The organism is Streptomyces cinereospinus, assembly GCF_042430725.1.
GTDB lineage: Bacteria > Actinomycetota > Actinomycetes > Streptomycetales > Streptomycetaceae > Streptomyces > Streptomyces cinereospinus.
Genome location: NZ_JBHMCY010000082.1, coordinates 6151 through 24865, shown reverse-complemented (window position 1 = coordinate 24865; position 18715 = coordinate 6151). Strand labels below are relative to the sequence as shown.

Here is an 18715-nt window from a genome sequence, read left to right as displayed (position 1 = left end):
TCCTCGAGGAGTCGAGACCCGTGTCGGAAAACAAAGATCCCCAGGTAGCCGAATCCGGCAGCAGCGTTGAGGGCGTGAAGTTCGTCTACGACTTCACCGAGGGCAACAAGGACCTCAAGGACCTCCTCGGCGGCAAGGGCGCGAACCTCGCCGAGATGACCAACCTGGGCCTTCCGGTCCCCCCTGGCTTCACCATCACCACCGAGGCCTGCAAGGTCTACCTCGACAGCGGCGAGGAGCCGGTGGCACTGCGTGACGAGGTGAGTGCGCACCTCGACGCGCTGGAGCAGAAGATGGGCAAGAAGCTCGGTCAGGCCGACGACCCCCTCCTCGTGTCGGTCCGCTCGGGTGCCAAGTTCTCCATGCCCGGCATGATGGACACCGTCCTCAACATCGGCCTGTCCGACAAGTCCGTGCAGGGCCTGGCCAAGCAGGCCGGTGACGAGCGGTTCGCCTGGGACTCCTACCGCCGCCTCATCCAGATGTTCGGCAAGACCGTCCTCGGCGTCGACGGCGACCTCTTCGAGGAGGCGCTGGAGAAGGCGAAGGAGGCCAAGAAGGCCGCGGTCGACACCGAGCTGGAGGCCGCCGACCTGAAGAAGCTCGTCACCGCCTTCAAGAAGATCGTCAAGAAGGAGGCGGGCCGGGACTTCCCGCAGGACCCGCGCGAGCAGATGGACCTCGCCATCAAGGCGGTCTTCGACTCGTGGAACGGCGACCGGGCCAAGCTCTACCGCCGCCAGGAGCGCATCCCGCACGACCTGGGCACGGCCGTCAACGTCTGCTCGATGGTCTTCGGCAACCTCGGCCCCGACTCCGGCACCGGCGTCGCCTTCACCCGCGACCCCGCCTCCGGCCACCAGGGCGTCTACGGCGACTACCTCCAGAACGCCCAGGGCGAGGACGTGGTGGCGGGCATCCGCAACACCGTCCCGCTCGCGGAGCTGGAGCGGATCGACAAGAAGTCGTACGACCAGCTGATGCAGATCATGGAGACGCTGGAGAACCACTACAAGGACCTCTGCGACATCGAGTTCACGATCGAGCGCGGCCAGTTGTGGATGCTCCAGACCCGCGTCGGCAAGCGCACCGCGGGTGCCGCCTTCCGCATCGCGACCCAGCTGGTGGACCAGGGCCTGATCGACGAGGCCGAGGCGCTCCAGCGGGTGACCGGCGCCCAGCTCGCCCAGCTGATGTTCCCCCGCTTCGACGAGAGCGCCAAGGTGGCGCAGGTCGGCCGGGGCATCGCGGCCTCGCCCGGCGCGGCGGTCGGCAAGGCGGTCTTCGACTCGTACACCGCGGTGAAGTGGTCCCGCTCGGGGGAGAAGGTCATCCTGATCCGCCGCGAGACCAACCCCGACGACCTGGACGGCATGATCGCGGCCGAGGGCATCCTCACCTCGCGCGGCGGCAAGACCTCCCACGCGGCCGTGGTCGCCCGTGGCATGGGCAAGACCTGTGTCTGCGGCGCGGAGGAGCTGGAGGTCGACACCAAGCGCCGCCGGATGACGGTGCCGGGCGGCCAGGTGGTGGAGGAGGGCGACGTCATCTCCATCGACGGCTCCTCGGGCAAGGTGTACCTCGGCGAGGTGCCGGTGGTCCCGTCCCCGGTCGTGGAGTACTTCGAGGGCCGTATGCACGCGGGTGCCGACGACGCCGACGAGCTGGTCGAGGCGGTCCACCGCATCATGGCGTTCGCCGACCGCAAGCGCCGGCTGCGGGTGCGGGCCAACGCGGACAACGCCGAGGACGCGCTGCGCGCCCGCCGCTTCGGCGCCCAGGGCATCGGCCTGTGCCGCACCGAGCACATGTTCCTCGGCGACCGGCGTGAGCTGGTCGAGCGCCTGATCCTGGCGGACACGGAGGCGGAGCGCGAGGAGTCCCTGAAGGAACTCCTCCCCTTGCAGAAGCGGGACTTCGTCGAGCTGTTCGAGGCGATGGACGGCCTCCCGGTGACGATCCGCCTCCTGGACCCGCCGCTGCACGAGTTCCTCCCCGACATCACCGAGCTGTCGGTCCGGGTGGCCCTGGCCGAGTCCCGGCAGGAGCCGCACGAGAACGAGCTGCGCCTGCTCCAGGCGGTCCACCGCCTGCACGAGCAGAACCCGATGCTCGGCCTGCGCGGCGTGCGCCTCGGCCTGGTCATCCCCGGCCTGTTCACCATGCAGGTACGGGCGATCGCCGAGGCCGCGGCCGAGCGCAAGGCCGCGAAGGGCGACCCGCGCGCCGAGATCATGATCCCGCTGGTGGGCACGGTCCAGGAGCTGGAGATCGTCCGCGAGGAGGCCGACACGGTGGTCGCGGAGGTCGAGGCGGCGACCGGTACGTCGCTCAAGCTGGCGATCGGCACCATGATCGAGCTGCCGCGCGCCGCGCTGACCGCCGGCCAGATCGCGGAGGCCGCGGAGTTCTTCTCCTTCGGCACCAACGACCTGACGCAGACGGTGTGGGGCTTCAGCCGGGACGACGTGGAGGCCTCGTTCTTCACCGCGTACCTGGAGAGGGGCATCTTCGGCGTGTCGCCCTTCGAGACGATCGACAAGGACGGCGTGGGCTCGCTGGTCGCCGCCGCCGCCAAGGCCGGCCGCGCCACCCGTCCCGACCTCAAGCTCGGCGTCTGCGGCGAACACGGCGGTGACCCGGAGTCCGTCCACTTCTTCCACGAGGTGGGGCTGGACTACGTCTCCTGCTCGCCGTTCCGGATTCCGGTGGCGCGGCTGGAGGCGGGCCGGGCGGCCTCGCAGTCGGCGGGCAGCGACCACCGCTGACCCCAGAACCCCGGAACCGCCGTTTGATCCCCGACCACCACGATCCGGCGGCGGTTCCGGCTCACGATGGCCTGTCACCAGGCCCGGCCGAAGGGCGGCACCCCGTGCGGGGGTGCCGCCCTTCTCCGTTCGCCCGGGGCCGCCCTCCCGGTCCACGCGGTGACCCGCACGGACGCGGCACCGCGGCGGGCCCGCCGGGGCTCCTCGTGGCGGCGGCTCAGGCGTCGCAGGCGACCCCGTCGTCGTCGCGGTCCAGGTGGGAGGCGTAGCCGGGCTCACCGCGCAGGATGGGGGCGGCGCCGGCCGCGCGGGCCTCGCTGCAGTTGGCGTAGTAGACGTCGGCGTCCGACGAGCCGCCGGAGCCGGAGCCGGAGCCGGAGCCGGAGCCGGAGTCGTAGTCGTAGTCGGAGCCGGCCGGCGGTTCGGCGGTGACCGTCCTGGTGGCGGTGACCGTCCTGGTGACGGTCACCGTGGGCGTCGGTTCCGCTCGCGGGGCCCGCGTCACCGTCGCCGTCGCGGTCACCGTCTCGGTCGGGACGGGCCGGGCGGCGGCCGGCCGGGCGTCGGTCGTCCGCCGCTCTTCGCCGTCGCTCGCGCCGGCCCCGATGCCGAGGAAGAAGGCCAGCGCGAGCGCGGGGAGCGCGTACCGTTTGCGGGCCCACCGGGGAGCGGGGCGAACGGCGGGCGGCGGCGGTGGCGTGTACGGGTGGGTCATCTCGTCCCCCAGAGGCGTTACGTGAGGGGATGAACGTAATACCGGGCCCACGTGACCCGCGGGGGATGTGGTCATTCTGTGATCTTTGTGTGTGCGCTGGTCAGAGCGGGACCGCCACCCCGTTGAACGTCGTCTCCGGTGTCTGGGGGCTGGTGAAGCGCGCGTTGACCAGGTACAGGCGGTGGCCGTAGCGGGCCGCGGTGGAGGGGACGTCGAAGCGGGGGTCGGTGATCGTGCGGGTCAGGGTGGCCGTGCGCAGGTCGCGGGCGAGGGTCCAGACGCTGATCAGGTTCAGGCGGTTCTGGACCACGTACAGGGTGTGGCCGATGCGGACCAGGCCGTCGCCGTTCAGTACCGAGTCGGCGCCCCGGAGGGTGATCCGGGCGGCGGTCCCGGTGCGCGGGGACACCCGGTACAGCTCGCCCGGCGTGCTGCGCACGACGATCAGGCCCCGGCCGTCCGGCGTCGCCACGATGCCGTTGGCGTTGTTGACGCCGGGCGTCTGGATCCAGTCGCCCGTCAGGGGCAGGGCGCGGACCGCGCCGTCGCCGCCGCGCGGGACGCCGTGCAGGACCGCCGCGCGGGAGTCGGTGAACCAGGCGCGGTCGCCGGTCAGGACGACGTCGTTGACGAACTGGCCGGAGGGCGCGGTCAGCTGGTACGTCCGCAGCAGCGCGCCGCCGCGCGCGTCGAGCACCCGCGCGGTGCCGCCGCCGCCCCCGGCCACGTACAGCAGTCCGTCGCGGTCCAGTTTCAGGCCGATCGAGGCCGTGCCCGGCGTGCCGGCGCGGACGGTCTCGTACGCGCCCGTGCGCAGGTCCGTGCGGAGGATCGCGCCGTCGGCGCGGGAGCCCATGTAGGCGTACGGCCCGCCGCCGATCGTGATGCCCTCGGGGAGGAAGCCGTCGGGGAGCGGGAACTCGGTCGGCCAGGTGGCCCGGGCCGTGGTGGCCCGGGCCGTGCCGGTTCCGGCGGTCGCGGTCAGGGCGGCGGCCGCGCCGCCGAGCACGGCGCGCCGGGACGGCTGGGGGTGGTTCCGGGTCATGGTTCGTGCCTCCGGGAAGGTGGGGCATGAAAGGCCGGTGGGACTCGATGGAACTCCGCGTTCCCGGCGGGCTCGACCGGCTCGGCCGACCTGACAGGAACTCGACAGCGACGCGGGTCGCCGCCTCCAGCGTCCTCGTGTCCCACCGACATCTCAAACCGGGACCCGGGCGGGCATCACACCCGGAAGGGGCCCGTCACCTCGTAGGTGATGCCGCCGGTGGAGCTGCCGCTCGTACCGCGCTGGCTGGAGAAGTACAGGCGCCGGCCGTCGGGGGAGAACGCCGGTCCCGTGATCTCCGAGCCGGACTGGCCGTCGATGCGCAGGAAGGGGGCTATCACGTCGCTCGGCGTGATCACGCAGATCTCCATGTTGCCCCCGTCCTCGGCGACGAACAGGTCGCCGGAGGAGGAGCCGGTGATGTTGTCCACACCGGTGAGGGGGGCGGTGCCGGAGGAGACGAGGGAGTCGTCGTACGCCAGCTCGTAGGTGTTGTTGGTGAGGTTGAGCTGCCAGACGCGGTTGTCGCCCTTGGTGGTGAACCAGACCGTGTCGTTCGCGTAGTAGCAGCCCTCGCCGCCGTTGAAGGACTTGGAGCCGGAGACCTGGGTGCGGGTGGTGGTCGGGGAGCCGTCCGGGTCGGGGATGTCGGCCCAGCTGAACGAACCGGAGGTGCCGCTGCCGGCGACCATGACCTGGAGGGTGCCGGAGGAGAGGTTGCCCCAGGTGGTGGGGATGAAGCGGTAGAAGCGGCCGTTGGTCTCGTCCTCGGTCAGGTAGATCACCCTGCGGACCGGGTCGGCGGCCGCCGCCTCGTGCTTGAAGCGGCCCATCGCGTCCCGGCGGACCGCCGCGTTCACGCCCCACGGGTCGGTCTCGTAGACGTAGCCGAGGGACACCTCCTCGCAGGACAGCCAGGTGTTCCACGGGGTCTTGCCGCCCGCGCAGTTGGTGCGGGTGTTGGACAGGATGCGGTACGCGCCGGTGATCGCGCCGGTGGACGAGAACTTCACCGCGCTCACGCCGCCGCCCGGGTTGATCTCCGAGTTGGACACGTAGATCCAGCCGGTGCCGTCGGCGTAGCAGGCACCGCCGTCGGGGGCGTTGTGCCAGGTGTACGAGGTGCCGGGGACCGTCTGCCCGGAGCGGGCGATGACCCGGCTGGTGAAGCCGCTGGGGAGTCTGATGCCGTTGGCGTCGGGGGAACCGAGTGCCCCGTAGGGGCCCGTGCCAGGCTGCGCGGGGGCCGCGTACGCGGCGCCGCGCCACAGGCTTCCACCGAGGGCTGCGGTCGTACCGCCGAGGACGGCTGCACGCAGGAGGCTACGACGTTCCACTCTCACTCCAAGAGGTGGCGTGACCGCCCCGCCGCCGGTCGACGGCGAGGTCATGCGGTCAGGGACGCTAAGGGAGCGGGGTGGACGGGCCGTGGACGGCCCATGACGGGTGGGCGGCGCCTCGGCCGCCAGGGGCCGAGCGCGCGCCACTCCGTGCCGTCACGACGCACGGACCTCGTAAGACGCAGCGGTACCGTCGGATCGCGCGGGCCTCGTGAGTCGCGTCAGCGCCGTCAGGTCACGCACGCCTCGTGCGTCACAGGCGCCGTCACGCCGTGCGGACGTACGCCGTCACGCCGTGCGGACCTCGTACGCCGTCACGCTGACCGTCTCGTCGTCCAGGCACTGGCCGGAGAGCAGGTCGAAGCGCTGCTTGAGCAGGGGCGAGGCGACGAAGGGGCGGCCCTGGTCGGTGCCGGTGAGGCCGCGGGAGAGCACCGCCGCGCCGGTGAACGGATCGCGGTTGTCGATGGCGTACACCCGGTCCCTGCGGTCGCGGAAGACGGCCACCTGGCTGCCGTCCGGCAGCAGGGCCGCCACGCCGCGGCCGGGGATCAGCTGGTGCAGGTCGCACACCGTGAACCAGCTGTCGGTCAGGTGCAGTTGGACCTTGAGGGCGGTCGTCTCGAGGGTCAGGGTCATCGCTGGGCCATTCCTTCCAGGACGTCTTCCACGTCTTCCACGTCTTCCGAGGGGCGCCTGCCGATCGACAGCAGCGGCAGGTCGGGCTTGATCTGGTCGCGTTCGGGGACGAACCCGACCACCGGGTCGGGGGTGTCGGGGGCGTTCACGAAGGAGACGAAACGGGCGAGCTTCTCGGGGTCGTTGATCGTTTCCGCCCACTCGTCGCGGTAGTGCGCCACGTGCGCCTTCATCAGCGACTCCAGTTCGTCGCAGATGCCCAGCGAGTCGTGCACGACCACGTCCCGCACGTGGTCCAGGCCGCCGGGGATGCGCTCCAGCCAGGTCGACGTGCGCTCCAGACGGTCCGCCGTGCGGATGTAGAACATCAGGAAGCGGTCGATCAGGCGGACCAGTTCGGCGTCCGACAGGTCCTGCGCCAGCAGGTCGGCGTGGCGGGGGGTGGCGCCGCCGTTGCCGCCGACGTACAGGTTCCAGCCGTTGGAGGTGGCGATCACGCCGAAGTCCTTCGACTGGGCCTCCGCGCACTCCCGGGCGCAGCCGGAGACGGCCGACTTGAGCTTGTGCGGCGAGCGCAGGCCCCGGTAGCGCAGCTCCAGGTCGATCGCCATCCGGACGGAGTCCTGGACGCCGTAGCGGCACCAGGTCTGGCCCACGCAGGACTTCACGGTGCGCAGGGACTTGCCGTACGCGTGGCCGGACTCGAAGCCGGCGTCCACCAGGCGGGCCCAGATCAGCGGCAGCTGCTCGACCCGCGCGCCGAACATGTCGATCCGCTGGCCGCCGGTGATCTTCGTGTAGAGGCCGAAGTCGCGGGCGATCTCGCCGATCACGATGAGTTTCTCCGGGGCGATCTCACCGCCGGGGATGCGAGGGACGACGGAGTACGAGCCGTTGCGCTGGAGGTTGGCGAGGAAGTGGTCGTTGGTGTCCTGGAGGGAGGCCTGCTCACCGTCCAGGACGTAGCCGTTCGCGCCGATGGCCGGGGCGAGGGAGGCGATGATCGAGGCGACGGCCGGCTTGCAGGTGTCGCAGCCCTCGCCGCCCCGGGCGCCGTCCCGGCCGTGCCGGTCCAGCAGCTCCTGGTACGACGTGATGCCCAGGGCCAGGACGATCTCGTACAGCTCCTCGCGGGTCTGCCCGAAGCAGCCGCACAGGCCCTTGTCGACCTCGACGCCGCTCGCCTCCAGCTCGGCGGTGACCAGCTGGCCGAGGACCTTGACGCAGGAGCCGCAGCCGGTGCCGGCCTTGGTGCACTTCTTGACCTCGGGGACGGTGGTGCACTGGTGCTCGGTGACCGCGCCGCGGATGGTGCCCTTGGTGACGTTGTGGCAGGAGCAGACCACCGCGTCGTCGGGCAGCGCGGACGGGCCGAGCTGGGCGCCGCCACTGGCACCGGCCGGCAGCACCAGCGACTCGGGGGCGATCGGCGGGACCGAACCGGTGAGGGCGCGCAGGGTGCCGTACGCCTCCGCGTCACCGACCAGGATGCCGCCGAGCAGGGTGCCGTCGCGGCCGATGACCAGCTTCTTGTACAGGCCGCTGCGGGAGTCGGAGTAGACGACGTCGAGGCAGTCCTCGGCGGTGCCGTGCGCGTCGCCGAAGGAGGCCACGTCCACGCCGAGCAGCTTGAGCTTGGTGGACAGGTCGGCGCCGGTGAACGCGGCCTCGTCGGCGGCGATCGTCGCGGCCACCGTCTCGGCCTGCTCGTAGCCGGGGGCGACCAGGCCGTAGACCCGGCCGTCCGCCGCCAGCGCGCACTCGCCGATGGCGAACACGTGCGGGTCGGTGACCGTGCGGCACTGCTCGTCGACGGTGATGCCGCCGCGCTCGCCGACCGTCAGGCCGCAGTCGCGGGCCAGCTGGTCACGGGGGCGCACGCCGGCGCTGAACACCACCATGTCCACCGCGAGCTCGCTGCCGTCCGACAGCTTCATGCCGCTCACGGCGCCCTCGGCGTCCATGATGATTTCCTGGGTGCCGGTGCCGGTGTGCACCGTCAGGCCCATGCCCTCGATGGTGCGCAGCAGGGCCGTGCCGCCGCCGTCGTCGACCTGCACCGGCATCAGGCGCGGGGCGAACTCCACGATGTGGGTGGACAGGCCCAGGCCCTTGAGGGCTCCCGCGGCCTCCAGGCCGAGCAGGCCGCCGCCGACCACCGCGCCCGTCGTCGCCCTGGTCCGGGCGTACTCCTCGATGGCGAGCAGGTCCTCGATCGTGCGGTAGACGAAACAGCCGGCCGCGTCCTTGCCGGGGACCGGCGGGACGAACGGGTACGAGCCGGTGGCCAGCACCAGGACGTCGTACTCGAAGACCTCGCCGGAGCGGGCGGTGACCTTGCGCGCCGCGCGGTCGACCGTCTCCGCCGGGTCGCCGACGCGCAGGTCGATGCCGTGCTTGTCGATGAACCCCGGGTCGGTCAGGGAGAGGTCCTCAGCGGTCTTGCCCGCGAAGTACGAGGTGAGCTGGACGCGGTCGTAGGCGGGACGCGGCTCCTCGCAGAGCACGACCACGCGGTGCGTGGCGGTCAGGCCGCGCTCGGCGAGCGCTTCGAGGAAGCGCTGGCCGACCATGCCATGGCCGACGAGCACGATCGTGGGGCGGTCCCCACCGGGTGCGGTCGTGGACATCAGGAGCCTCCATCATTGGTGAGCAGGTGGAGCAGGGGGCCGTCGTCGGGGAGCGGCTCTGCTCCCTCCCAGGCGCGGGCGAGCGCGCCGACGGTGCCGAGTTCGCCGACGAGGACCCCGCCGACCAGGCGGTCGTCGCGGACGACGACCTTGCGGTACGTGCCTCGGGTGGCGTCGGTGAGCTGCACGACGTCGTCACCGGGGCGGGCCTCGGTCTCGCCGAACGCGGCGAGGTCGAAGGGGGCCCGGCCGGCCAGGGTGAGGCGGGTGAGGGAACGGGTGCCGGTGTAGCGGGCGCCGGGGCGGCCGGCCAGCAGCTCGGCGAGGGTGTCGGCCTGGTCCAGCGCGGGGGCGGCGAGGCCGTACAGGGTGCCGTCGTGCTGGGCGCAGTCGCCGATCGCGTACACCTGCGGGTCGGAGGTGCGCAGCTCGTCGTCGACGAGGACGCCCTTGTGGACCGCGAGCCCGGCCGCCGAGGCGAGCCCCGCGCGGGGGCGGACGCCGCAGGCCAGGACCACGATGTCGGCGTCGAGGGCGTATCCGTCGGCCATCTCCACCGAGCGGACCGCGCCGGCGACGACCCGTACGTCCCGGACCCGGCACTCGGTGTGCACCTCGACGCCGAGGTCCGTCAGATGGCGCTTGACCAGCTGGGACGCGGCCGGGTCGAGCTGGCGCTCCATCAGCCGCTCGGACTGCTGGGCGAGGACGACCTGGGCGCCGCGCACGGCGAGCGCGCGGGCGGCGGAGACCCCGAGGAGCCCGCCGCCGATGACGACCGCGCGCACCCCGGGGCGTACCGCCTTCGACAGGTCCAGGCAGTCGTCCATGGTGCGGAAGGCGTGGACGCCCTCCGGCAGTACGTGGTCGGTGCCGAACAGGCCGCGCAGCGGCGGCAGGACCGGGTTGGAGCCGGTGGCCAGCACCAGCGTGCCGTATGCGATCTCCGATCCGTCCGCGCAGCTCAGGGTCCGCGCGGCGCGGTCGATCCCGGTCACCCGGGCGCGGACCAGCTCCGCCGGGGCGGGCAGGCCGGGCAGGGCGATCACGTCCGGGTGGAGCCGGCCGGCCAGCACCTCGGCGAGCAGGACCCGGTTGTACGGGCGGTGCTCCTCCTCGCCGACGAGCAGCGCGGGCGTGCCCAGCTCGCCGAGCCGCCGGGCGAGCCGTACGCCCGCCAGGCCGGAGCCGATCACCACCACACGCGCATTCGAGGTCATGTGAAGAGCCTGCGGGGTGGGTGTTAACCGACCGCATCACATCTGTTTCCCGCGAGGAACGCTGCCCTCAGCGGCGGCGGGGGGTGGGTGTGAGGGTTGCCGGCACGCGGGGCGGGGGTGGTGTGAGGACCGGACGGCGGGACCGGACGGCCGGGACCGGACGGCCGGGCCCCGCGTCCGGGGTGGCAGGGGATGGTGACGACCGGGACCCGCGTCTGGCGTGGCAGGACGGCCGGACGGCCGGACGCGGGGACCCGCGTCTGGCGTGACAGGACGGCCGGACGGCCGGACGCGGGGTCCCGTGGCGGGCGTGGAGGGACGGGCGTCAGCCGGTGGCGGCCGTGAGCATCCCGACGAGCCCCGTCGTGTCCTCGTCGCCGTGCCCGGCGGCGAGGCGGCGCTCCATCAGGCGCAGGAACGGCGTGAGCAGCTCCGTGCTGACGCCCTGCTCCCCGGCGGTGCGCAGCAGGGTGGCGCTGCCGGCCACCTGCATGGCGAGGTTGGAGACGACGTCCTTGGCGTAGTCGCCGGAGACCAGCTTGTCGGCGGTCTCCAGCGCGGCCGGCGCCATCGCGTTCAGCCAGGACACCAGCAGCGGCGCGAACTCCTTGGGCGCGATGTCCTCGCCGCGCAGCAGCGCGAAGGCGTGCGTGATGCCCGCGAACATGCCGTACATCCCGCTGAGCAGGGCCACGTCGTGCAGCGCGGCGAACCCGGGGTCCGTGCCGACGTAGCGGGTGGCGGCCGGGACGGCGAGGGTCGTTTGGTGCTCCTCGAACAGCTCGGCCGAGCCGCTGTAGAACACGTACGCCCCCGACGCCGGGTCGCCGATCATCGGCGGTACGGCCATGATGCCCGCGTCCAGGAAGCGGGCGCCGCGCGCCTCGGCCCAGGCGGCGCGGGAGCGGCCCTCGCCCGGTGTGCCGGTGGTGAGGTTGACCAGATCGCGGCCGGACAGCTCGGCGTCGGCCAGGGTCTCGCCGACCGAGGCGTCGTCCAGCAGGCAGGCGATCACCAGCCGGCCGGCGGCCACCGCCTCGGCCGCGCTCGCCGCGACGACGGCGCCCTCGGCGGCGAGTGGTTCGGCGCGGGCGGGGGTGCGGTTCCAGACGGTGACGGGGTGGCCGGCGGCGAGCCAGGCGCGGGCGAGGGCGGTGCCCATGTCACCGGTGCCGAGCAGGGTCAGGGGGGTGGGGGAAGAGACGTTGTCGGTCATGGCGTTCAGACTTGTGGAGGGGAGCGGCCTGCTCAAGTACGTACTTGCGAGTGGGTGGTTACCCCGACGGAAGCGTGCAGGCAGCGGAGAGACGGGGTGGCGGGAGATGACCGTGGGGCGACGAAGGGCGGGGTCGTACGTCTGCGGCGTCGACGCGGCGATGGACGTGATCGGCGGGAAGTGGAAGGTGCTCATCCTGTGGGAGCTGCACGTGCGGCCGCGCCGCTTCGGCGCGCTGCGCCGGGAGCTGCCCGGGGTGACGGAGAAGGTGCTCGCCGCGCAGCTGCGGGAGATGGCGGCGGACGGGATCGTGCACCGGGAGGTGTTCGAGGAGGTGCCGCCGAGGGTGGTGTACTCGCTGACGGAGCGCGGGGAGGCGCTGAACGCGGCGCTGGAGCCGCTGGGGGACTGGGGCAGGGCGAACGTCCTCGCCGGGCACCCCCTGGGCCCCGCGGCGCCCGTACCGGCGGGCTCCGTCGCGGCGGCACCCCTACCGGCGGCACCCGTACCGGCGGCCTCTGTCGCGGCGGCCGCCGCACCGGCGGAGCCCGCCCGCTGACCCGGGCATCCGCCGGGTCGGGCGCTCCGCGGGGTCAGGTGCTCCGCGGGGTCGGGCGCTCCGCGGGGTCAGGCGCTCCCCGTCAGGTGCGCGAAGACGACGACGTTGCCCTGGTAGCCGGTGCCGCGCGAGTAGCCGCCGCCGCAGGTGATCACCCGCAGCTCGGGCCGGGCCGCCGCGCCGTACACCTTCTCGTCGGGGAAGTGCCGCGCGTCGTACACCTCGACCGCGTGCACCCGGAACCGGGCCACGCTGCCGTCCCGCCGGTCCACCTCGATGGTGCTGCCCCGGCTCAGGGCGCCCAGGCGGAAGAAGACGGCCGGGCCCTCGGAGTTGTCGACGTGCCCGGCGACGATGGCGGTGCCGGTCTCACCGGGCGTGGTGCCGGCCTCGTACCAGCCGGCGAGGTTCTTCCGCCCGGCGGGCGGCACGTCGAGGCTGCCGGTGCGGGTCAGGCCCAGGCCCGTCAGGGGGGCGTCCACGCCGATCGCGGGGATGCGGATCCGGTCCGGCGGGGACGGCGGCAGGCCGGGCGCCGCGGACTGCCGCGGGTCCGGCCCGGTGTGCGCCTCGGCCACCGACGGCTGCGGTGGCGCGGGCGCCGTCCGCGCGTCGGTCAGCAGCCACACGCCGGCGCACAGGGCGAGGAGGGTGACGCCGGCTATCGCGGCATCGGCCGTGCTGCCGAATCTGCCCATGTCGGCCTCCCAGCTCGACGGCTCCACCCGTTCCCCCTCCGGGCCACGAGGGGCGTCGGACCCGGAGGGGGCGGGGACGTGCGGTACCGGCGGACGGACAGCGGAGGGTGTCCGTCAGATCCCGTCGCCTCTCGCCCGGCGATGCAGGAGCCAGGTACCGCCCGCGCCGGCGACGGCGAGAGCCGCCACGCCGGCCGCGGTCTGCACGGGGTCGGTGCCCAGGGCGCCGCCGACCCCCGTCCGCACACTTCCCCGGGGGTGCACGTACCCCCGGGCCGACTCCAGGACGACCACCAGGTCGCCGCGGACCTCGGGGCCGCCGCCGGTGCACCGCGCGACGATCTCGTACGTCCCCGGCTGGGCGCTGGACGGCACCCGGAACCGCCCGGTCGCCTGGCCCTCGTGCGCGCCGGGCGCGAGCGTGAAGTGCCCGGCACCCACCGCGGTGGCGTCGCCCTCCGCCGTGCCGCCGTCCCCGCAGACGGCGGTGTCCACGGTGACGTCGCCGCCCGGCACGGCGGTGGACGGCACCACCGCCAGGCGTCCGCCGTCCGCGCCGTACGCGGGTGCGGCGAGCGATCCCGCACCGGTGACGGCGAGCGCGGTACCGATCAGCAGACGGGAGGTACGTCGCATCGATGCTCCTCATGAGCTCTTCGGCGGGCCACGGCCCGCGACACCCCCATGTGCCGCCGTCGGTCGCGCCCCTGCACTCCGAGGTAAAGCGCACGGCGGCGAGCCCGCTCGCTGAAGAGCCGTCAGATGTGCGGTGAACGGGTGTCCAAGGGCGCCGCGAGCCCTCGTTCTCACCACTGTTTCAGCAGGTCAGCGCCTTGCGGGGGCTACCGGAAGGAAAAGTGCCGAAGGGTGCGGGGCGGAGGTGTGAACGGGTGAGCGCGCGAGCGGGACCGGCCGCTCAGGAGAGGTTCCGGAGCGGCCGGTCCCGCCGGCGCGGGCGGGCCCTCAGCCCACTGAGGGGTGTGTGCGGGGGGAGAATCGTGTCCGTGACCCTTCCGTTCTTCGTCTACGGCACCCTCCGCCCGGGCGGGCGCTACCACGACGCCCTGCTGCGCGGCCGCACCCGGGCCGAGGCACCGGCCCGCCTGGCGGGCGCGGTGCTCTACGAGGGCCCCGGCTACCCGTTCGCGGTGCGGGAGCCCGGCGGCGTGGTGACCGGCGCACTGATCACGCCCCTGCCGGACGCGTACGGCGAACTCCTCGCCGACCTCGACCGGCTGGAGGAGTACGTCCCGGGCGACGCCCGCAACCTCTACGAGCGGGTCAGCCGCGAGGTGGTCCGGGACACCGACGGGGCGACGCTGCGGGCCTGGGTGTACGTGGCCGCGCCCGCCGTCGAGGCCCGGCTGCGGGCGGGGGGCCGGATCATCCCGGGCGGGGACTGGCCCGCCCGGGACCGGTCCCGGCGCGGCCCGGGAGGTGTCCGGCCGCTCAGGCCGGGCTCGCCTGGGGCTGCACCGCCTCCAGGCGCACCGCGCACGCCTTGAACTCCGGCATCCGTGACGTGGGGTCCAGTGCCGGGTTGGTGAGGGTGTTGGCGCGGCCCTCGCCCGGCCAGTGGAACGGCATGAAGACGGTGTCCGGGCGGATGGCCGTGGTGATCCGGGCCGGTGCCACCGCGCGGCCCCGCCGGGACACGACCGCCACCGGATCGCCCTCGGCCGCGCCCAGCCGCTCCGCCAGCCGGGGGTGCAGCTCCACGAACGGGCCGGGCGCGGCGGCGTTCAGCTCGTCGACGCGCCGGGTCTGGGCGCCGGACTGGTACTGCGCCACGACCCGCCCGGTCGTCAGCAGCACCGGGTACTCGGCGTCGGGCTCCTCGGCGACGGCCCGGTGCGAGACGGGGGCGAAGCGGGCCCGGCCGTCCTCGGTGGCGAACCGGTCGAGGAACAGGCGCGGGGTGCCCGGGTGCACGTCCGGGGCCGTGCCGCCCGACGCGGCGGCGTCCGGACCCCCTGCGCCGAGCGCGGCGTCCGCGGAGGGCACGGCAGGTGCTGACTCCCCGGCCGAGCCGGCGGCGGGGCCGCCCTCCGCCGGTGCCGGGCACGGCCAGAACACGCCGTTCTCCCGCGCCAGCCGCCGGTAGGTGATCCCGGAGTAGTCGGCGGGCCCGCCCGCGCTCGCCCGGCGCAGCTCCTCGAAGACCTCCTCGGGGTCGGTCGGGAAGCCCTTCTCCACACCGAGCCGGGCGGCCAGTTCGTGCATGACCTCCAGGTCGCTGCGGACCCCGGTCGGCGGGCTGATCGCCTGCCGCCGCAGCAGGACCCGGCCCTCCAGGCTGGTCGTCGTGCCGGTCTCCTCCGCCCACTGCGTCACCGGCAGCACCACGTCCGCGAGTTCCGCCGTCTCCGACAGCACCACGTCGCACACGGCGAGGAAGTCCAGCGCCTTGACGCGCTCCTCCACGTGCGCGGCGCGCGGCGCGGACACCACCGGGTTGGAACCCATCAGCAGCAGCGCCCGGATGTCGGTACCGAGCGCGTCCAGCAGCTCGTAGGCGCTGCGGCCGGGCCCGGGCAGGCTGTCCGGCTCGACGCCCCACACCTCGGCCACGTGCCGCCGCGCCGCCGGGTCGGTCAGCTTGCGGTAGCCGGGCAGCTGGTCGGCCTTCTGGCCGTGTTCGCGCCCGCCCTGCCCGTTGCCCTGCCCGGTGAGGCAGCCGTACCCGGACAGCGGGCGCCCGGCGCGGCCGGTCGCCAGGCACAGGTTGATCCACGCGCCCACCGTGTCCGTGCCCTTGGACTGCTGCTCCGGCCCGCGCGCGGTGAGCACCATCGCGGCCTCCGGCTCGCAGAACAGCCGTACCGCCTCCCGCAGTTCCGGCACCGACACACCGGTGATCCGCTCCACGTACTCCGGCCAGTGCGCCATCGCCGCGGCGCGCGCGTCCTCCCAGCCGGTCGTACGCTCGCGGATGTACTCCTCGTCCGTGCGCCCCTCGGCGACGACCAGGTGCAGCAGCCCCAGCGCGAGCGCGAGGTCCGTGCCCGGCCGGGGCGCGAGGTGCAGGTCGGCCTGCTCGGCGGTCCGGGTCCGGCGCGGGTCGACGACGATCAGGGTGCCGCCGTTGTCCTTCAGCTCGGTGAGGTAGCGCAGCGCGGGCGGCATGGTCTCCGCGAGGTTGGACCCGACCAGGACGACGCACCCGGTCTTCGGGATGTCCTCCAGCGGGAAGGGCAGCCCGCGGTCCAGGCCGAAGGCCTTCGTCCCGGCCGCGGCGGCCGACGACATGCAGAAGCGCCCGTTGTAGTCGATCTGGGAGGTGCCCAGCACGACCCGCGCGAACTTGCCGAGCGTGTACGCCTTCTCGTTGGTCAGCCCGCCGCCGCCGAACACGCCCACCGCGTCGGGCCCGTGCGCCGACCGGATCGAGGACAGCCGCCCGGCGATCCGGTCGAGGGCCTCGTCCCAGCTCGCGGGCGTCAGGACGCCGTCGGTGCGCACCAGCGGCGAGGTCAGCCGCACCCGCGACGACAGCACCGCCGGCGCCGTACGGCCCTTGCCGCACAGCGCGCCCCGGTTCACGGGGAAGTCCGCGCGCTCGGTCACCTCCACCGTCCCGTCCGGGGCGGGCGTGAGATTCATCCCGCACTGCAGGGCGCAGTACGGGCAGTGCGTGGGCGTCGCGGAGGTTTCCATGCACTTCAGCGTGCGTCGGCCGTGTTACGTGCCGGGACGGCTCTTTGTTACACGGGCGCGACGGTGATCTCCCCGGCCGGGCCGGGCCGCCGTGAGCCCCGGTGCCCGCCGGTTCGGCGGGCACCGGCGCCGCCGGGGGCGTCTCGACGCGCGAGCCGCAGCTCAGCGGCCGTTTCCGGTCAGGACTCAGCCGGTCCCGTCCCCCGCGCGGTCCGCAGCCAGCGCGCGCCGCACGCCCGGCTCTTGAGGCCCCAGGAAGCGCGGATCGGGCCGGCGGACGGCGTCCAGGGCGGCCTTGCCCGCCGCGAGGATCTCCCGGACGCCCCCGAAGTACCAGGTCGCGTCGTGCCGCTCGTCCACCCCCACGCCGTACGACGTGACCCCCGCCGCCTCGCACAGCGCGACCGCCCGCCGGATGTGGAAGCCCTGGCTGATCAGCACGGCCTCCTCGACGCCGAAGATCTTCCGGGCCCGCACGCAGGAGTCCCAGGTGTCGAAGCCCGCGTAGTCGCCGACGATCCGGGCGTCCGGGACGCCGTGCCGGGTGAGGTAGGCCCGCATGGCGTCCGGCTCGTCGTAGTCGGCGCGGCTGTTGTCCCCGGTGACGAGCACGACCTGCACCCGCCCGGCGCGGTACAACGCGGCCGCCGCGTCGAGGCGGTGGGCGAGGTACGGCGACGGCTCGCCGTTCCACAGGCCCGCGCCGAAGACGACCGCGACGTCGGTGCGGGGCGCGTCCGCCGTCGTGCGCAGCCGGCCGTCGGTGGACAGGTGCGTCCACGTCGACGGCAGCAGCGCGAGCACGCACCCCGCGAGCAGCGCCTGCACCAGCCGCCGCCGCCCGGTCCGGGTGCGCGGCAGACGCGGTCGGCGGATCCTCATGACGCCCTCCCGATCGGCTCCGACACGTCGGCGACACATCGTCTCGACAGGGAGAGACGCCCCGCACGCCCCCCAGGTTGCGTGATCACCGTCACTTCCGTCCTCGAAACTCCAGGTCACCGCACCTCACACCCGGCCGGCACCGCGCGGTGAACCTGACGAAAACACCCGTGACGCCCGCGCAACGGGTCGGCAACGTCGTCGCGCAACGATGGGTTCATGACGGCGTTGCTCCCGCTTCACGACGAGTCCGGCCACCGCCCCGGCCCCCCGGCGCTGGTCCTGGTGGCCCACGGCAGCCGCGACCCCCGCACCCTCGCCACGGTCCACGGCCTCCTCGACCGGATCCGCGAGCTGCGCCCCGGCCTGCGGGTGCACCTGGGCCACATCGAGCTGAACGCACCCCTGCTGCCCGACACCCTCGCGGCCCTCGGGGACGACACGGCGATCCTCGTACCGCTGCTGCTCAGCCGGGGCTACCACGTCAAGCAGGACATCCCCGAGATGGCCGCCGCCGCCCGGGCCCGCACCCGGATCGCGGCCCCCCTCGGCCCGCACCGCCTGCTGGTGGAGACCCTGCACCGCCGCCTGACCGAGGCGGGCTGGCGCACCCCCGCGACGGAGTCCGCGCGCCGCTCGGCCGGCGTGGTCCTCGCCGCGGCCGGCTCACGCGACCCCGACGCCGCGTTCGACACCGGCCGTACCGCCGCCCTGCTCGCCGCCCGCCTGGGCGTCCCGGTCCTCCCCGCCTACGCCTCGGCCGCGTCCCCCACGGTCCCCGAGGCGGTCCGCGTCCTGCGGTCCGAGGGACGCCACGACATAGCCCTGGCCTCGTACTTCACGGCCCCCGGCCGCTTCTCCACGGAGTGCGCCCAGGCGGCCCCGGGCACAGCGGCGGCCCCCCTGGGCGCCCACCCCCTCATGGCCCGCCTCATCCTCACCCGTTACGACGAGACAAGGTCGACCACCCAGGCAAGCCACCCCCTCCTGGCCTCGGCCTGAAACACCGCCAAGCACACGCCCTCAGCGGCACGGGGAACGGCCCGACCATCCCCGACGCGCACAGACGACGCCACCCAGGACACGCCTTCAGGGGCGCGGGGAACCGCGCGACCAGGCCCACTCCACTCGCGCTCACCTTCAACGCCGCCACAGAGGACCCCCCTCAGGGGCGCGGGGAACTGCGCGACCAGGCCCACTCCACTCGCGCTCACCTTCAACGCCGCCACAGAGGACCCCCCTCAGGGGCGCGGGGAACTGCGCGACCAGGCCCACTCCACTCGCGCTCACCTTCAACGCCGCCACAGACGACCCCCCTCAGGGGCGCGGGGAACTGCGCGACCAGC

General features: G+C 73.8%; 15 protein-coding genes. 4 read left to right on the top strand and 11 right to left on the bottom strand.

Going from position 1 to position 18715, the window contains the following annotated elements:
- The first annotated feature begins 20 nt into the window (after nt 1-20).
- Nucleotides 21-2768 carry a pyruvate, phosphate dikinase gene (ppdK, locus tag ACFF45_RS30410; RefSeq protein WP_381349964.1) on the top strand — a complete coding sequence of 916 codons (2748 nt, stop codon included), beginning with the start codon at nt 21-23 and terminating at the stop codon, nt 2766-2768.
- A 217-nt stretch (nt 2769-2985) separates the two neighbouring features.
- On the opposite strand, the gene ACFF45_RS30405 is transcribed toward ppdK, so the two are convergent.
- From ACFF45_RS30405 to ACFF45_RS30375, 7 genes are all read right to left on the bottom strand, one after another.
- The gene (locus ACFF45_RS30405) at nt 2986-3483 is read right to left on the bottom strand and encodes an excalibur calcium-binding domain-containing protein (RefSeq protein WP_381349963.1); all 498 of its coding nucleotides are present in this window, start codon (nt 3481-3483) and stop codon (nt 2986-2988) included.
- 100 nt (nt 3484-3583) lie between these two features.
- Entirely contained in the window at nt 3584-4528 is a 945-nt protein-coding gene (locus ACFF45_RS30400; protein WP_381349962.1) for an SMP-30/gluconolactonase/LRE family protein, read from the bottom strand.
- Between the two features lie 176 nt (nt 4529-4704).
- On the bottom strand, nt 4705-5865 hold the full coding sequence (locus tag ACFF45_RS30395) for an alkaline phosphatase PhoX (protein WP_381349961.1): 1161 nt from the start codon (nt 5863-5865) through the stop codon (nt 4705-4707).
- A gap of 291 nt (nt 5866-6156) precedes the next feature.
- Complete coding sequence (gene nirD / locus ACFF45_RS30390; protein ID WP_381349960.1) at nt 6157-6507, bottom strand: nitrite reductase small subunit NirD; 351 nt, start codon at nt 6505-6507, stop codon at nt 6157-6159.
- Nucleotides 6504-9137 (bottom strand): nitrite reductase large subunit NirB, encoded by a 2634-nt coding sequence (gene nirB, locus ACFF45_RS30385; protein ID WP_381349958.1) that lies wholly within the window; start codon nt 9135-9137, stop codon nt 6504-6506. Before nirB ends, nirD begins: the two co-directional genes overlap by 4 nt.
- On the bottom strand, nt 9137-10357 hold the full coding sequence (locus tag ACFF45_RS30380) for an NAD(P)/FAD-dependent oxidoreductase (protein WP_381349957.1): 1221 nt from the start codon (nt 10355-10357) through the stop codon (nt 9137-9139). The genes nirB and ACFF45_RS30380 overlap by 1 nt, the downstream gene beginning before the upstream one ends.
- Before the next feature lie 325 nt (nt 10358-10682).
- The gene (locus tag ACFF45_RS30375; RefSeq protein ID WP_381349955.1) at nt 10683-11573 is read right to left on the bottom strand and encodes an NAD(P)-dependent oxidoreductase; all 891 of its coding nucleotides are present in this window, start codon (nt 11571-11573) and stop codon (nt 10683-10685) included.
- Nucleotides 11574-11679: 106 nt separating this feature from the next.
- Here ACFF45_RS30375 and ACFF45_RS30370 point away from each other — a divergent pair, with 106 nt between their 5' ends.
- Nucleotides 11680-12132, top strand: a complete 453-nt coding sequence (locus ACFF45_RS30370; protein WP_381349954.1) for a winged helix-turn-helix transcriptional regulator — start codon at nt 11680-11682, stop codon at nt 12130-12132.
- 68 nt (nt 12133-12200) lie between these two features.
- Here the strand turns inward: ACFF45_RS30370 and ACFF45_RS30365 are convergent, their stop codons facing one another.
- Together ACFF45_RS30365 and ACFF45_RS30360 are read right to left on the bottom strand one after the other, a co-directional pair.
- Complete coding sequence (locus tag ACFF45_RS30365) at nt 12201-12830, bottom strand: class F sortase (protein ID WP_381349953.1); 630 nt, start codon at nt 12828-12830, stop codon at nt 12201-12203.
- Between the two features lie 114 nt (nt 12831-12944).
- Nucleotides 12945-13466, bottom strand: a complete 522-nt coding sequence (locus tag ACFF45_RS30360; RefSeq protein ID WP_381349952.1) for a hypothetical protein — start codon at nt 13464-13466, stop codon at nt 12945-12947.
- A gap of 368 nt (nt 13467-13834) precedes the next feature.
- On the opposite strand from ACFF45_RS30360, the gene ACFF45_RS30355 reads away from it, so the two are divergent.
- Nucleotides 13835-14335, top strand: a complete 501-nt coding sequence (locus ACFF45_RS30355; protein WP_381349951.1) for a gamma-glutamylcyclotransferase family protein — start codon at nt 13835-13837, stop codon at nt 14333-14335.
- Here ACFF45_RS30355 and ACFF45_RS30350 read toward each other — a convergent pair.
- Nucleotides 14280-16487, bottom strand: a complete 2208-nt coding sequence (locus tag ACFF45_RS30350) for a molybdopterin oxidoreductase family protein (protein WP_381349950.1) — start codon at nt 16485-16487, stop codon at nt 14280-14282. The two genes, ACFF45_RS30355 and ACFF45_RS30350, sit on opposite strands and share 56 nt — an antisense overlap.
- A gap of 186 nt (nt 16488-16673) precedes the next feature.
- Entirely contained in the window at nt 16674-17369 is a 696-nt protein-coding gene (locus ACFF45_RS30345; protein WP_381349949.1) for a SanA/YdcF family protein, read from the bottom strand.
- Between the two features lie 219 nt (nt 17370-17588).
- Between ACFF45_RS30345 and ACFF45_RS30340 the strand changes: the two genes are divergently transcribed.
- Nucleotides 17589-18371, top strand: coding sequence for a sirohydrochlorin chelatase (locus ACFF45_RS30340; RefSeq protein WP_381349947.1), 783 nt, complete (start codon nt 17589-17591; stop codon nt 18369-18371).
- The last annotated feature ends 344 nt before the right edge of the window (nt 18372-18715 follow it).